This window comes from Silvimonas soli, from assembly GCF_030035605.1.
Taxonomy (GTDB): Bacteria; Pseudomonadota; Gammaproteobacteria; order Burkholderiales; family Chitinibacteraceae; genus Silvimonas; species Silvimonas soli.
The window spans coordinates 2146519-2160876 of record NZ_CP106736.1; the positions used below are offsets into that span (position 1 = coordinate 2146519).

Sequence of the window (14358 nt, forward strand, 5' to 3'; positions counted from 1 at the left end):
TTAGTCGCGCGCGCCTGCTCTTTATGACAATCGGCCGGATCAACGCACCGTGGCGCGATGCCCGACCGGCACCACGGTCTGGCCAATGGGCGCCAACGCAATTACCGCCAGTTTCAAATGCTGAATGCCAAATGGAATGCCGATGATGGTAATGAAGTTAACCAGCGCGGCAGTGACGTGGCCAATGGCCAGCCACCAGCCAAAAAACAGAAACCACAATACGTTGCCAATAAAGCCCAACGGCCCGGTGCCTACATCGTGAAACCCGTTCACATGCCTGCGGCTCACGGCTTCTTTGCCAAACGGCCAGAACGCAAAACTGCCAATCACAAAGCAAGAACGGCCCCAAGGAATACCAATAATGGTGACAAAAGCGATCAGCCCCGCCAGCCACCAGCCCAGGCCCATCCAGAACCCGCCCAGCACAAACCACAACACGTTACCGATGAAGCGCATGACCCGTTTCCCCTTTGCTGTTTTTCTGGTGATGAACGACAAACCTGCATCATAGCGGGGTTGTGGAAATTTGCAGTTTGGGACGCCACAAATGGCAGAAAGTACCACCGGAGCCCGGATTCATAATCCGGGATGGCCGTGTGTGACCCGCCACTGGGCGCACGACATCCAGGCATTGCTCCCGGATTGTGAATCCGGGCTACAGGCTCTCGATTCACTCTACACCCTTGATCCGACACAACTATTTCTCGGTTTCGGTCAAAACCGCCATCCGGTACAATGCGCGCTCTGGCGACGTTGTGATCGCCCATTTATGCGGACCCAAGTATGTTGCGACTGACTGAAATCAAGCTGCCGTTGAACCACACCCCAGAAGAATTGCCCGCCGCAATCCTGAAAAAACTGGGCGTTCCGGCTGGCGATGTGAACGGCTTTACCATCTTTTTGCGCAGCTACGATGCGCGCAAAAAGCACAATATCCTGCTGACCTACACGCTGGATGTGGACGTCAAAAACGAAGCGGCGCTGCTCAAGCGCTTTCATGACGATCGTCATGTCGGCCCGACTCCTGATACCGAATACAAATACGTTGCCCAAGCGCCTGCTGGCCTGAGCAAGCGCCCCATCGTCATTGGCACCGGTCCCTGTGGCCTGTTTGCCGGGCTGATCCTGGCGCAGATGGGGTTCAAGCCGATCATTCTGGAACGCGGCAAAGCCGTGCGTGAACGCACCAAAGATACCTGGGGCCTGTGGCGCAAACGGGAACTGAACCCGGAATCCAACGTGCAGTTTGGCGAAGGCGGCGCGGGTACATTCTCGGACGGCAAGTTGTACAGCCAGATCAAAGATCCCAAGCATTACGGCGAGAAGGTGCTCAAGGAGTTCGTACTGGCCGGTGCGCCGGAAGAAATCCTCTACGTGAGCAAGCCGCACATTGGTACGTTCCGGCTGGTAGGAATGGTGGAAACCATGCGTGAGACCATTACCAAGCTCGGTGGTGAAGTGCGCTTTTCCAGCAAGGTAGAAACACTGCAGCTGGAAAACGGCCAGGTGACTGGCGTAACGCTGGCCAGCGGCGAGCATATAGAGGCCGACCATGTGGTGCTGGCGATTGGCCACAGCGCACGCGATACCTTCCAGATGCTGCACGAACAGGGCGTGTTTATGGAGGCCAAGCCGTTCTCGATCGGTTTCCGGATCGAGCACCCGCAATCGCTGATCGACAACGCCCGCTTTGGCCCAAATGCCGGGCACCCGATTCTGGGCGCGGCGGATTACAAGCTGGTGCACCACGCCAGCAACGGGCGTTCGGTGTACAGCTTCTGTATGTGCCCGGGCGGCACCGTGGTAGCGGCAACGTCCGAGCCTGGTCGCGTGGTCACCAACGGCATGAGCCAGTACTCGCGCAACGAGCGCAATGCCAATGCCGGCATCGTGGTGGGGATTTCGCCGGAAGTGGATTACCCAGAACACGTGCTCGCTGGCGTGGATTTTCAGCGCAAATGGGAATCCCGCGCGTTTGAGCTGGGCGGCGGTACATACAGCGCGCCAGGCCAGTTGGTGGGCGATTTCATCGCAGGCCAGGCTTCGACTGAGTTCGGCTCAGTGCAACCGTCGTACACGCCCGGCGTGCATCTGACTGACTTGGCGACTGCATTGCCGGACTTTGCCATTAGCGCGATTCGCGAAGCACTGCCCGCGTTCGACAAGACCATCAAAGGTTTTGGCATGCACGATGCGGTGCTGACTGGCGTGGAAACGCGCACCTCGTCGCCTGTTCGCATCAAGCGCGACAACGAGACGCTGCAAAGCATCAACACCAAGGGTTTATTCCCGGCCGGTGAAGGTGCTGGCTATGCGGGCGGGATTTTGTCGGCGGGTGTGGATGGCATCAAGATTGCCGAGGCGGTGGCCTTGAGTATCATGCAAAGCCGCAAATAAGCTGTTAAACGCCAGGCAAACAAAAAGCCGCGATCCTTAAAGGATGGCGGCTTTTTGCTTTTGTAGCCCGGATGGAGCCGCCGGCGGGAATCCGGGGCCGCCATGCACAGACGAACGATGCATTTCTGATCTAGCCAACATCGCGCCCCGGATTCTCGCTAACGTTTCATCCGGGCTACGGGTCTTTTGTTTATGTGTTGGCGATATTGCATGGTGGATTGCCTGGCGGCGAATCCACCCTACGAATTACACTCGCAGCAGCGCAATCTTCAGCGGCGGGTTGCCATCCAGCGTTGGGAAGTCCGCCTCGGGGGTGATCCATTCCATATCGCGAATCTCGCGACCGGCTTTTTTGGCACTGCGTTGCAGTTGGTCAAACCAGTCTTGCCGATCCACCGAGGCCACGTTGTTGGTACAAATCAGCGTGCCGCCTTCTGCGGTGGCCAACAGCGCCGGCTTGAACAGCGCGGAGTAGTCGTTCACCAGATCGACCACGCCAAAGATGCTCTTGGAGTAACGCGGCGGGTCGAGCACCACCAGATCAAACTGTTGTTTCTCCAGCTTGGGGAACGGTGGCAGGCGCTTGCCACGCACTACGCGTGGCTGGCCCAGACCGGAATACTGGCGCAATGCGGCGAAGGCATCGCTTTCTACATAGCGCAGCGTGTGACCGAGGTGATTCAGGCGCGAGTTCTCTTTACCGACCAGCAAGCTGGATTCGGCAAAGTCCACATTCACTACTTGCTTGGCACCAGCCTTGGCCGCAGCAATGCCCACGCCGCAGGTATAAGCAAACAGGTTCAGCACGGTTTTGCCAGCGGCTTCTTGCATCACGCGGCGGCGGCCAGCGCGCAGGTCGAGAAACAGCCACGGGTCTTGCCCGGCATGGCGCGCCTGAATGCGGTAAGTCACGCCCAGTTCTTGCGCTTCACGCGGCTCGAAGGCGGCGTCCATTTGTTCATTGGACAGCTTGTTGGCAATGCGCGAGTTCGGCTGGCTGCGGTCGTTGTAAATGATGGCGAAGCCAGGAAAGCTGCGATGATAAAACGTCTCAAGCTCGGTCAGTTGTTCGGCGGTCAGCGGCTCGTGAAAGCTCTGCACCAGCAGCAGGTTGCCGTATCGATCCACCGTCAAACCCGCCACGCCTTCTACGCTGCCATGAAACATGCGGTAGGCATCGGTTTGTTCTGCGTGTAACCGGGCAACCAGTTCGGAGCGGGCCGTCAGGGCGGCGGAAAGCAGGTCGGTAAAGGAAGATGTCATGCGGTAAGCCGTGGGCGAGTGAAAGAAGTCCAGCAACGCGCCAGACTTTGCTGACAACGCGCGAACCGGGCATTTTAACAGGGATCGCTCGCACAAACTGGTTTGATGGACCACGCTGGTCGCATGTTTCGCAATAAAAACCGGTATTTATGTGCAATTGTTGGTCAGATATGCGGCAGGCGCTACGTCGGCAGAGGCGCAAATATCCGGCCTGATCCTGTTACCATTCTTTCTTTTGCCCAGCGCTGATCACCATGCAAACTTTTGAAGTCGAAATTTCCACCGAATACATCGCCCTGTGTGATCTGCTGAAAATCACCGGTCTGGTCGATAGCGGCGGCGCGGGCAAAGCCATGGTGGCCAGTGGCATCGTCATGGTTAACGGCGTGCAGGAACTGCGCAAAACCAACAAGATTCGCCCCGGCATGCAGGTGCAGGTAGAAGACCAGGTGTTAATCCAGGTCGTCGCTGCACCCGCAGAAGAGTAATGCTTGATCGTCATCAATATCCGGCGCCGTGCGTACTCGTAATCCCGACTGGGCATTGTGCACAACGCGTGCCACATTAAAAAAAGCCCCGCCTACGACCCAAGTAGCCGGGGTTTTCACCTTGAACGGAACCCTGTTTTGGAAACATCTCAACCACAAGAAGGCCTCAAGCGCGGGCTGAAAAACCGGCATATCCAGCTCATTGCGCTGGGTGGCGCCATTGGCACCGGTTTGTTCCTCGGTTCGGCCAGCGTACTCAAAGCCGCCGGTCCTTCCATGATTCTGGGCTACGCCATTGGCGGCTTTATTGCGTTTCTGATCATGCGCCAGTTGGGCGAGATGGTGGCGCAAGAGCCCGTGGCCGGTACCTTCAGCCACTTTGCGTATAAATACTGGGGAGATTTCCCCGGCTTTTTGTCGGGCTGGAATTACTGGGTGTTGTACGTGCTGGTGAGCATGGCCGAGCTGACCGCCGTGGGTGAGTACATTCAGTACTGGTATCCCGGCGTGCCCACCTGGGTTTCTGCGCTGGTGTTCTTTGTGGCAATCAACACCATCAACCTTGCTAACGTGAAGTTGTTTGGTGAAATGGAATTCTGGTTTGCCATCATCAAGGTGGTGGCGGTGATCGGCATGATCGTGTTTGGCGGTTATCTGCTGCTGAGCGGCCACGGTGGCCCGCAAGCGTCGTTCTCCAATCTGTGGAACGATGGCGGGTTCTTTCCGCATGGCTTTGGCGGCTTGTTCATGATGCTGGCGGTGATCATGTTCTCATTTGGCGGACTGGAGTTGATCGGCATTACCGCTGCTGAGGCCGATGATCCGCGCAAGAGCATTCCCAAAGCGGTGAATCAGGTGATCTACCGGATTCTGATTTTCTACATCGGCGCGCTCACCGTGTTGTTGTCGCTGTATCCGTGGAGCAAGGTCGCCGCAGGCGGCAGCCCGTTTGTGATGATCTTTTCGCAGATCGGCTCGGGGCTGACGGCCAATATCCTGAACATCGTGGTGCTCACCGCCGCATTGTCGGTCTACAACAGCGGCGTGTATGCCAATAGCCGCATGCTGTATGGCCTGGCTGAGCAAGGCAATGCGCCCAAAGCGCTGCTGAAAGTGAACAAGCGCGGCGTGCCGACGCTGGCGATTGGTTTGTCAGCGCTGGCGACCTTTGCCTGCGTCATTGTTAATTATGTAATCCCGAAAGAAGCGCTGGGTGTGCTGATGGCGCTGGTTGTCGCCGCGCTGGTCATCAACTGGGCCATGATCAGCCTGACACACTTCAAGTTCCGCCAGGCCATGGTCGCCAAGGGCGAAGAAATCGCCTTCAAGTCATTCTGGTATCCGCTCACCAACTGGATTTGCCTGGTCTTCATGCTGATGATTCTGGGCATTTTGTTGTTCACGCCCGGGCTGGATGTGTCGGTGTATCTGGTGCCACTGTGGTTGCTGTTGTTGTGGGGTGGCTATGCCTGGAAAAAACGTGTGGCGAGGCAGGCCGTAGTTTGACCGCGCAGCGCTCAATGGCTTGAGTCATCTCCGCCAATTGACTGGTAAAGGGTTAACGTCAAAAGCGTTAACCCTTTATTTTTTGCCGTATTTCATTGTGGCGGGGCCTATACGACCACCCTTCACCCCGGGAACGCTGATACTGATTGACTCCCCGGCGGCATGACCTATGCATAACTTTGGGTTGGTTTATAAGCCGCGATGTCACAAAGCACCAATCCAGCCCAATCCCAACTCCAGTCCATGCATTTCGAGGAAAAAAAACATGAAAAAGCTTCTTCTTCACACCACGTTGACTGCGGCTCTTGCCCTTGGCTGCGCCATGTTCGCCAGCAACGCAGTGGCCGACAGCAATATGCCGGCAACCGATACCAGTTCCACACCGGCCCCGTCGCTGGCCAAGCAAGTGAAGGCAGCACTGGCAGATCCGGCTTTGGGCGCCAAGAAAATCAAGGTCAGCAACAAAAAGGGTGTGATCACTCTGAGCGGTACGGTCCCCACCAAAGCGCAGGCAGACCAGATTGTTGATGCCGCCGGCAAAGTGGCTGGCGTGAAAAGCGTGGTCAACCATATCGATACGCAGGATTCGCTGGCTGGTCAGGTCAAAATGGCCTTGGGCAAAGATGCCAGCCTGCATGCGTTTAATCTGAAAACTCACGAGAAAGACGGTGTAGTGACCATTTCCGGTTCGGTTGAAGAACAGGTTGAGTCGGATAAAGCAGTCACTATCGCCAAAGGCGTACCGGGCGTGACCAGCGTGGTCAATCACATCAATGTGATGCAAACCAACTGAGTCGGCCACATCTGCAAGATCAGGAAGCGGCTCTGCGGGGCCGCTTCTTTTTTGCCTGCCAGACAGGCGTGGCCCTGCCGATACGGTGGCGCTCTGCTAGCATCTGCAGACTTTTAGCCACTCTCATCTGTTTTTCATGCTCAAACACGGCACGCTGGTTATCTGGCAAGACGCACAAGGCTTCGGGTTTATCGAAACACCCGAACGCGCCCGCTATTTCCTGCATATCAAGAGCATCAAACGTGCCGGTAACGGGCGCCCGCAAGTTGGCGATGAGGTGATCTTTGCACCGGGTAAAGATGCGCAAGGTCGGCCAGTGGCGAGCGCCGCGACGATCGGCACCAGCAGGCCAGGTCGGCTGCCGCCCGCGCGCTCGCGCCCGGTCCGATCAGAAAAGCGCCCCAGTTGGAGCTGGCTCGATTTGCTCGCAGTTAGCGGTTTGCTGATTTTGGGAGCAGTCTGCTTGCGCTGGCCGCATGGCATGCAGCTGTTGCAAATCATGGCGGCGCTGAGTGGACTAAGCCTGGTGTTATATGCCATCGACAAGCATCAGGCCCGCCGTAGCGGCAGACGGATTGCGGAGCGCACTTTGCAAGTATTGGCGCTAGCAGGGGGCTGGCCAGGCGCCTGGCTGGCGCAGCGGCTGTTTAACCACAAAAGCGTAAAGACCTCTTTCCGGCTGGTTTTTGCCATCGCGGTCGTGTTGCAGGTCGGATCGGTCGTCGGCATGGGCTTAATGCCGCATTGACGCGGCCTGGCGCGCTTTTTCTGCAGCGCTTATCAAGCGAGCCGAGGTCGCGATTGTCATTTTTGTTGGCCGAAATCCGGCAGTTGTCATGAAAACGCAATGATCTCTTCATACATTTCCGCCTGAGTCGGAAAATATCGCGCCGCACGCGGTGCTTGCCGATCTGATTTCAACTGCTCCCAATCCGGTTAACAAGGAAAAAGAAATGAACAAACTGCTCGCACGCACTCTTATCGCCGCCGCTCTGGCCCTGGGCACTTCCCTGGTTTCCACCGGCGCCATCGCCGCTGACGCACCAGCAGCTGCTCCGGTTTCCGACGAAGCGCTGGCCGCTGCTGTTAAATCGGCTCTGGATGCTGATCCAGAACTGAAAGCATTCAACCTGGTTGTTGCTTCCAAGAAAGCGGAAGTCTCGATCGACGGTACTGTTGATCACGGCGTGCAAATGGCCCAAGCCGGCCAGATCGCCGAAAAAGTACCTGGCGTGAAATACGTCATCAACAACATCACACCAAAAGACTAAGTATCAGGTCTAAAGCAGCTGCTGCACCAAACACAACGCCCGGCCGGGTTAATCGGTCGGGCGTTTTTATTTGTGCCAGGAGCGCGCCAGCGGTTCAGCTGTGTTCTTTGAGCGTGAGCCACACGCGCAAGTCGAACTCAAGCTGGTGATAATCCGGCTGCATATGGCAGCACAGCTGGTAAAACGCCTTGTTGTGGTCCTTTTCTTTCAGGTGCGCCAGTTCGTGCACCACGATCATGTTCAGAAACTCGGGCGGTGTTTCACGAAACAAGGTGGCAACGCGGATTTCATTTTTGCGCTTGAGCTTGCTGCCCTGCACGCGCGACGTAAACGTATTGGTGCCCAGCGTGCCGCCAATCAGATCAAGCTGGTTGTCGTACTGCACGCGCGACAGCACCGGCGCGTTTTTCAGGTAGCGCTGTTTCAGGTCAGTGACATAGTCGTACAGCGCTTTGTCGGTCTGGATGTCATTGCGATCCGGGTAGCGTTGCTGCAGCCACGGCCCCAGCTCGCCGTTGCTCAACAGCGTGGCAACGCGTTCTTGCAGATGCGGCGGATAGGCCGCCAGGTAGCGTAATTCGGTCATCCGCTCATTGTAACGCGGTGCTTTGCCTGCTGCTTAGGCGCTCGCCGATGCGGGCTCTGGTTTGCTCACCATGCGCGCCCGGCGCCAGCCGCCAAACTTGTAGTACCACAGCGCCAGCACCAGCGACACCACCGAGCCCACTGGAAAGCTCCACCAGATTGCCTCCGCGCCGTAAGACTTGCTCATGATCGAGGCAAATGGCAGCCGGGTGAGCCACATCGAGATGATGAGAATAATCAGCGGTGGCACCACTGCACCGGTCGCCCGCACCGTGGCAAACAGCACGATGGTTACGCCAAACAAAATGAACGACCAGGACACGGTCAGATCAATATGCCGGGCGATGGCCAGCGCGTGGGCGTCATCTGGCAAAAACAGACCCAGCACCAGCCTATCCAGCAGCAACAGTACGGCGACCAGCACGCCAGTCATCAAAAAATTGAATAGCACCCCGACGCGGGTAATGCGCGAGACGCGATCCCACAGCCCCGCGCCCACGTTCTGCGCCACCATAGACGACACCCCGGCTCCCAGCGCCAGTGCAGGCATCTGGATGTAGTTCCACAACTGCGAGGCCACGCCATAGGCGGCGGTCGTGGTCGAGCCGTGCTGGTTGACCAGGCTGATCATGACGATGGCGGATGAGGCAATCACCAGCATCTGTAAACCCATCGGCAAGCCTTTGAACACCAGCGAACGCAGAATGGCCAGATCGGGTTTGAGGTAATGCAGTTCGTGTTTGCCCAACAGCAGAAAGTAATGGCGGCGCTTCAAGTGCCAGAGCATGGCAAACAGACTGAAACTCTGCGCGATCAGCGTGGCTGTGGCCGAACCAGCAATGCCCATGGCCGGAAATGGCCCCCAGCCAAACATCAACACCGGGTTAAGCGCAACGTCGATCACCGCCGACAACAACATGAACCAGAATGGAGTGCGTGAATCGCCGGTACCACGCAGCGTCATCATCATCACGTTGTACAGATACATGAACGGCACGGCGATAAAGATCACCCGCAGATAAGACACTGCATACGGCCGGGCATCCATTGGCGTGCCCATGGCATCCAGGATGTGCGGGGTAAAGATATAACCTGCTAGCGCCAGCAGCACCGACACCGCAATAAAGAACACCGCGCTGGTACCGACCACACGCTTGGCCTGATCAATATTGCGTGCGCCGACCGCCTGCCCAACCAGAATGGTGTTGGCCATCGATAAACCAAACACAACGCCCAGCAGAAAGAACAGCACGATATTGGCGTTGGAGGTGGCGGTCAGCGCCGCTTCCCCAAGGTAATGGCCGACCCACATCGAGTTGATCGAGGCATTGAGCGACTGCAGCACATTGCTGCCCAGCACCGGTAGCGAGAAAAAAAACAGCGTGCGCGCCACCGGCCCCGTGGTCAGGTTCATGCGGGATTTGCTCATGGGCGACGGGCCACTTTTATGTGATGATCAAAGTCATCGAATATTGGCTGGTTTGAGCGCGAACGCAAACACTTTATGACGACATCCCCGCCACCCGCGCCCGCCGCCGAACCCTGGTTTGTCTATTTGCTGGAGTGCCGCAATGGCGCGCTGTATACCGGCATCACCAATGATGTCGCTGCCCGCTACGCCGCTCACGCCAGCGGTAAGGGCGCGCGTTACACCCGGGCCAATCCGCCAGTGCGGCTGGCCGCTGTGATCAACCATCCGGATCGGGTCAGCGCGGCCAAGGCTGAATACACCATCAAGCAACTCACGCCTGCCGCCAAACGCGCCTTGTGCCTGCAGCATCCGGCGCCCGCGTTCGTCGCCTTGCCGGATTAACCCTCAGTCTCTCGCGCCACGCGGCACAGGGCGTCGTAACAGGCGGGATCAATCGCCGGGCCCACGCTGCCTTGCATGATCTTCAGGGTTTCTTCAATCGACATGGCCGGGTGATACGGGCGCTCAGCGCTAATGGCGTCAAAGATATCGGCGGTGGTGATGATGCGGGTTTCAATGCTGATGGCGTCGCCCTTCAGGCCACGTGGATAACCCGTGCCATCCAGCCGTTCATGATGCGCGCCAGCCAGCGAGGCCAGTTCGCTGAACGAGGTAATGCGCGACAGAATCGCCTCGGTATAACTGGCGTGCATCTTCACCGCTTCCCATTCTGCGGCATCAAGCTTGCCGGGTTTGTCCAGAATGGAATTACTGACGCCCAGCTTGCCAACATCGTGCAGCAACGCCGCCCGCCGTAACCAGCGGCGGCGCGGTTCCGGGATTTGCATCGCCGCCGCAATGGCATCGGTATACAAGCCGACGCGCTGGCTGTGCCCGGCGGTGAACGGACTTTTGGAGTCAACCACCTCGCCAAAGGCTTCGGCGATGTCGTCCAGATAATCTTCATCTACCGGTACGGCAAACTGGGCGGGTTCCAGCGCCAGCACGGCTTTGCCGATTTGATCGGACTCCAGCATTTTCCAGAACGCGGCATCTTTGGCCACCGACTCAAATGCGGAACACAATTCCGGATCAAACCATTTGCCATTGCGTTTGCGCACTTCACGCAGCGCCGCCGTGCGGCCGCTAGAAAAATGAAATACGTCGATGACCTGCGCCAGCAGCGCCACGCGTGAAGCCAGCGGAATGGCATCGCCCACCAATTGACCGGGGCGACCCGAGCCATCCCAATGTTCATCCAGCGAACGAATGCCGTTGGCCACCTGATCATTAAAACGCAAGCGCTTGGCAATGCTGGCTCCGCGATCACAGCGAGTCTGGATCAGCTCTTGCGACATCTCGCCGCCATTCTTGAGCACGTTCAGAATGGCTTGCAGCCGAGCACTCCAGCGCGCGTTCTTGCCGGTGTGTGAGAACACAAAGCCCAGAATCTGCGGCAAGCCAGGACCAACCAGTTTGAAGCTTTGTTTAAAGCCCAGATCGTCGGTGAGATACAGCTCGCAAATGCGCGCGGCGTTGCTGCTGCAGCCCAGGTCTTTCAGCAGCAGCGTGTAATAGAGATCCCATTGTTCGCGCTCACTCACGCCCAGCGTCCGGGCGACGTTCAAGCCGATCCAGCAGCAGCGGATGCAATGCCCCTCGGGCTGGCCTTCGGTGATATCGAGTGCATAACTCAAGGATGCCATCAGATCAGCCAGCTTGAGCTCGGCCACCGGGATCGTGGGCGGAGAAAGGACGAACTGATCGTTCATGGCAAGGGCTCCGGTAGCGGGAATGTACTGAACATCTTTTTTGTCAGCTTATACACTTGTCATGATGTGGTTGGCAGCAAAAACCCGTTTTTTACTTACAGACAGACCGGCGGTTACGCCGCCAACCCTGGTAAACCAGCGGTTATGCGCGGTGCCTGCAAGAAATCCTTTATAATTCATGGCTATCCCAACGACATTCGAGATTATGGAATGTCTGACCGACCGGCGCCGGCTGCCGGTCTTGTCGTTTAAAGAGATCGCTGTGAACACCATCCCCGAAATTCGCCCCGGCCAGTCGGTCGAACTGCTCAAGCAACTGCATATCCTGACCCGCGACGGCAAACTCAACCAGGACAGCCGCCGCAAGCTCAAGCAGATTTACCATCTGTTCAACTTTATCGAGCCGCTGCTCAAAGACGTGCTCGCACAACACGACGATGTAACGCTGGTGGATCACGGCGCGGGCAAGTCGTATCTGGGCTTCATCCTGTACGACCTGTTCTTCAAGGAACGCAGCGGCGGCCATATCTACGGCATCGAAACCCGCGAAGCGCTGGTCAGCGGCTCCCGCGAGCTGGCGCAACGGCTGGCATTTCCACGCATGTCGTTCCTGCATGAATCGGTCGAGCAATCGATGACCTCCACCGCCATGCCCGCTGAAGTGGACGTGGTCACCGCATTGCACGCCTGCGACACCGCCACCGACGACGCCATCAAGTTCGCGCTGCAGAAAAACGCCCGCCATATCGTGCTGGTGCCTTGCTGCCAGGCCGAAGTCGCCGCCACTTTGCGCAAGCTGAAAAACCAGTCCTTCGGCAAAACCGCGCTCTCGGAAATCTGGCGCCACCCGATCCATACCCGTGAATTTGGTAGCCAGATCACCAATGTATTGCGTTGCCTGCTGCTGGAGGCCCACGGCTACCAAGTCACGGTGACCGAACTGGTGGGTTGGGAGCATTCAATGAAGAACGAACTGATCATCGCCAGCAAAACCACCCAACGTCCGCGCAACGCCAGAGAACGGTCCGAAGCGATTCTGGATGAGTTGAATCTGGGGGAAATGCGGTATCGGTTTGTGTATTGATTGAGGGTTGAGCGGGGTCGGCAAGTAGTGATGTAGCCCGGATGAAGCGTGCTCTTCTGGGGTACGCCCACAAAGCTCCAGCATATTACATATGACAGTTGCAGCGGGGCAGCGAGAATCCGGGGAACGGTATCGGCAACTTCAAATGTCTGTGGTTCGTTGACGCTTGGTCACCCCGGATTCCCGCTGGCGCTCCATCCGGGCTACGGGGATTGGGTTTGCAAACGGTGGATGCGCACAAAGGCCCCTTGCAAACAGATGGTTTGCTCGGCTTTTGACCTTGGGCCCCGTCGGACGCTAGCGTCCCGGGTCGCCTTTCTTTGGGTTACCTTTCTTTGGCGAAGCAAAGAAAGGTAACGTGCTCCCGGGCACCCCCGGGTATCAAATGTTTTTCGCAAACGTGCCGCAGGCACTAACAAAACGATCTTTTGATATCAGGTTTGAATCCAAACATATAAGGATGCGCGGACTGTCGTTGCGCCCCGCATCCCATTTACCTCACTCCAACCCCTCAACACCCCGCATCACCCCCAACGCATCCGTAAACACTCCGCTCACTCCCCAATTCTTCAACTGTAAAGCCCGCTCCGGCCCATTCACCGTATACGCCAGCAACTGATACCCCGCATCCCGTACCTCAGCCACCCGCTGCGCATTCAGCAAGCGCTGATTGCAATGCAGCGATACCGCTTCCAGCGTCTGCAAGCGCTCGCGCCAGTCGTGTTCCCATTCATCGATCAACCACCCCACCGGCAACCACGGCGCTTCCGCCACGGCGGCCTGCAAGGCTTCATACGAGAACGACGATAACAGCGGCGGCACGGCTTCACCCTGCCAGAGCAACGCGGCGTCCTGCGCCACCAGCCGGCCGGTTTCCAGTTCGCGGCCGGGGCAGGGTTTGATTTCCACATTGGCGTGCAAACCATTACGCACGCAGTACAAGCCGATGTCGCTAAATGCCGGGATCGGCGTGCCGGCGTAGATCGGGTCTTTCCAGCTGCCCGCATCGATGCCGCTTAATTCGGCAAAGCGCTTGCTCGCCATGGCACCAAAGCCGTCGCTGGTGCGCTCCAGCGTATCGTCATGCAACAGCACGCAGACGTCGTCCGCGGTGAGTTTGACGTCGAACTCCACTGCACCAAAACCGGTCTCAACGGCTTTGATCATGCCGGCAAGGGTATTTTCCGGTGCAAGATCGCCGCCACCACGGTGGGCAAACAGAAACGGATAAGGCCATGTGCTCATGATCATTCCACGCGCAGCAAAAGAGGGTGAGACGATTATGCCGCACGGATTGTTCCATTGCCGTGTCGGTGCCTTTGCCCGGACTAGCGCTGTGGCGCGTGCCATGCCAGGTTGAACGGGTACGCGGTGTATACTGGCAGGCTTACCCGAAACTGCACTGCCGCCTGTATGGGGCTATGGTTTTTGCCTGATAGCGTGGTTTTGTCATGCTGCGGCAATATGGGTGTCATTCAATATCGCATTTAGTGAGAGCAAAATGAGCAGAACCGTCAACTGCGTCAAATTGGGCCGCGAGGCAGAAGGTCTGGATTTTCCGCCAGTGCCGGGTGATCTGGGCAAGCGTCTGTGGGAAAACGTGTCGAAAGAAGCATGGCAAGCCTGGGTGAAACACCAGACCATGCTGATCAACGAAAACCGTTTGAATCTGGCAGACCCTGGCGCACGCAAGTATCTGCAACAGCAGCTTGAAAACTATTTCTTTGGCTCTGGCGCGGACTCCGTACAGGGTTACGTTCCGCCAGCGCACTAAGCGCACGCAGTATG

Annotated in this window: 15 protein-coding genes; 9 read left to right on the top strand and 6 right to left on the bottom strand. The window is 57.4% G+C overall.

Annotated elements, in window-relative coordinates; all coding sequences use genetic code 11:
* Positions 1-39: 39 nt before the first annotated feature.
* Positions 40-456: a YccF domain-containing protein gene (locus N7220_RS09840; protein ID WP_283151279.1), complete on the bottom strand. Its 417-nt coding sequence runs from the start codon at positions 454-456 to the stop codon at positions 40-42.
* Between the two features lie 327 nt (positions 457-783).
* On the opposite strand from N7220_RS09840, the gene N7220_RS09845 reads away from it, so the two are divergent.
* Entirely contained in the window at positions 784-2397 is a 1614-nt protein-coding gene (locus N7220_RS09845) for an NAD(P)/FAD-dependent oxidoreductase (protein WP_283151280.1), read from the top strand.
* A 246-nt stretch (positions 2398-2643) separates the two neighbouring features.
* Here the strand turns inward: N7220_RS09845 and N7220_RS09850 are convergent, their stop codons facing one another.
* A complete protein-coding gene (locus tag N7220_RS09850) occupies positions 2644-3660 on the bottom strand; it encodes a class I SAM-dependent rRNA methyltransferase (protein WP_283151281.1) in 1017 nt (338 codons plus the stop codon).
* A gap of 254 nt (positions 3661-3914) precedes the next feature.
* On the opposite strand from N7220_RS09850, the gene N7220_RS09855 reads away from it, so the two are divergent.
* The 5 genes from N7220_RS09855 to N7220_RS09875 all read left to right on the top strand — a co-directional run bounded on the left by N7220_RS09855 (position 3915) and on the right by N7220_RS09875 (position 7718).
* Positions 3915-4148: an RNA-binding S4 domain-containing protein gene (locus tag N7220_RS09855; protein WP_283151282.1), complete on the top strand. Its 234-nt coding sequence runs from the start codon at positions 3915-3917 to the stop codon at positions 4146-4148.
* 138 nt (positions 4149-4286) lie between these two features.
* On the top strand, positions 4287-5654 hold the full coding sequence (locus N7220_RS09860; protein WP_283151283.1) for an amino acid permease: 1368 nt from the start codon (positions 4287-4289) through the stop codon (positions 5652-5654).
* Positions 5655-5919: 265 nt separating this feature from the next.
* Positions 5920-6447 (top strand): BON domain-containing protein, encoded by a 528-nt coding sequence (locus tag N7220_RS09865; RefSeq protein WP_283151284.1) that lies wholly within the window; start codon positions 5920-5922, stop codon positions 6445-6447.
* Between the two features lie 136 nt (positions 6448-6583).
* On the top strand, positions 6584-7195 hold the full coding sequence (locus N7220_RS09870; protein ID WP_283151285.1) for a DUF1294 domain-containing protein: 612 nt from the start codon (positions 6584-6586) through the stop codon (positions 7193-7195).
* A gap of 205 nt (positions 7196-7400) precedes the next feature.
* Positions 7401-7718 (top strand): BON domain-containing protein, encoded by a 318-nt coding sequence (locus tag N7220_RS09875; RefSeq protein WP_283151286.1) that lies wholly within the window; start codon positions 7401-7403, stop codon positions 7716-7718.
* A gap of 94 nt (positions 7719-7812) precedes the next feature.
* On the opposite strand, the gene N7220_RS09880 is transcribed toward N7220_RS09875, so the two are convergent.
* Complete coding sequence (locus tag N7220_RS09880) at positions 7813-8304, bottom strand: M48 metallopeptidase family protein (RefSeq protein ID WP_283151287.1); 492 nt, start codon at positions 8302-8304, stop codon at positions 7813-7815.
* 33 nt (positions 8305-8337) lie between these two features.
* Positions 8338-9717 (bottom strand): MATE family efflux transporter, encoded by a 1380-nt coding sequence (locus N7220_RS09885; protein WP_283151288.1) that lies wholly within the window; start codon positions 9715-9717, stop codon positions 8338-8340.
* Between the two features lie 90 nt (positions 9718-9807).
* On the opposite strand from N7220_RS09885, the gene N7220_RS09890 reads away from it, so the two are divergent.
* The gene (locus tag N7220_RS09890; RefSeq protein WP_283151289.1) at positions 9808-10116 is read left to right on the top strand and encodes a GIY-YIG nuclease family protein; all 309 of its coding nucleotides are present in this window, start codon (positions 9808-9810) and stop codon (positions 10114-10116) included.
* Here the strand turns inward: N7220_RS09890 and N7220_RS09895 are convergent.
* Positions 10113-11486, bottom strand: a complete 1374-nt coding sequence (locus tag N7220_RS09895) for an HD-GYP domain-containing protein (RefSeq protein ID WP_283151290.1) — start codon at positions 11484-11486, stop codon at positions 10113-10115. The two genes, N7220_RS09890 and N7220_RS09895, sit on opposite strands and share 4 nt — an antisense overlap.
* Before the next feature lie 262 nt (positions 11487-11748).
* Here N7220_RS09895 and N7220_RS09900 point away from each other — a divergent pair, with 262 nt between their 5' ends.
* On the top strand, positions 11749-12570 hold the full coding sequence (locus N7220_RS09900; protein ID WP_283151424.1) for a class I SAM-dependent methyltransferase: 822 nt from the start codon (positions 11749-11751) through the stop codon (positions 12568-12570).
* 498 nt (positions 12571-13068) lie between these two features.
* Here the strand turns inward: N7220_RS09900 and ugpQ are convergent, their stop codons facing one another.
* Positions 13069-13815, bottom strand: a complete 747-nt coding sequence (ugpQ, locus tag N7220_RS09905) for a glycerophosphodiester phosphodiesterase (protein WP_283151291.1) — start codon at positions 13813-13815, stop codon at positions 13069-13071.
* 256 nt (positions 13816-14071) lie between these two features.
* On the opposite strand from ugpQ, the gene N7220_RS09910 reads away from it, so the two are divergent.
* Entirely contained in the window at positions 14072-14344 is a 273-nt protein-coding gene (locus N7220_RS09910) for an oxidative damage protection protein (protein WP_283151292.1), read from the top strand.
* The last annotated feature ends 14 nt before the right edge of the window (positions 14345-14358 follow it).

Coding starts and splice junctions, on each gene's coding strand:
- N7220_RS09875 (WP_283151286.1), top strand. CDS start 7,401: ATGAACAAACTGCTCGCACGCACTCTTATCGCCGCCGCTCTGGCCCTG.
- ugpQ (WP_283151291.1), bottom strand. CDS start 13,815: ATGAGCACATGGCCTTATCCGTTTCTGTTTGCCCACCGTGGTGGCGGC.
- N7220_RS09840 (WP_283151279.1), bottom strand. CDS start 456: ATGCGCTTCATCGGTAACGTGTTGTGGTTTGTGCTGGGCGGGTTCTGG.
- N7220_RS09850 (WP_283151281.1), bottom strand. CDS start 3,660: ATGACATCTTCCTTTACCGACCTGCTTTCCGCCGCCCTGACGGCCCGC.
- N7220_RS09885 (WP_283151288.1), bottom strand. CDS start 9,717: ATGAACCTGACCACGGGGCCGGTGGCGCGCACGCTGTTTTTTTTCTCG.
- N7220_RS09870 (WP_283151285.1), top strand. CDS start 6,584: ATGCTCAAACACGGCACGCTGGTTATCTGGCAAGACGCACAAGGCTTC.
- N7220_RS09845 (WP_283151280.1), top strand. CDS start 784: ATGTTGCGACTGACTGAAATCAAGCTGCCGTTGAACCACACCCCAGAA.
- N7220_RS09895 (WP_283151290.1), bottom strand. CDS start 11,486: ATGAACGATCAGTTCGTCCTTTCTCCGCCCACGATCCCGGTGGCCGAG.
- N7220_RS09890 (WP_283151289.1), top strand. CDS start 9,808: ATGACGACATCCCCGCCACCCGCGCCCGCCGCCGAACCCTGGTTTGTC.
- N7220_RS09855 (WP_283151282.1), top strand. CDS start 3,915: ATGCAAACTTTTGAAGTCGAAATTTCCACCGAATACATCGCCCTGTGT.
- N7220_RS09865 (WP_283151284.1), top strand. CDS start 5,920: ATGAAAAAGCTTCTTCTTCACACCACGTTGACTGCGGCTCTTGCCCTT.
- N7220_RS09910 (WP_283151292.1), top strand. CDS start 14,072: ATGAGCAGAACCGTCAACTGCGTCAAATTGGGCCGCGAGGCAGAAGGT.
- N7220_RS09880 (WP_283151287.1), bottom strand. CDS start 8,304: ATGACCGAATTACGCTACCTGGCGGCCTATCCGCCGCATCTGCAAGAA.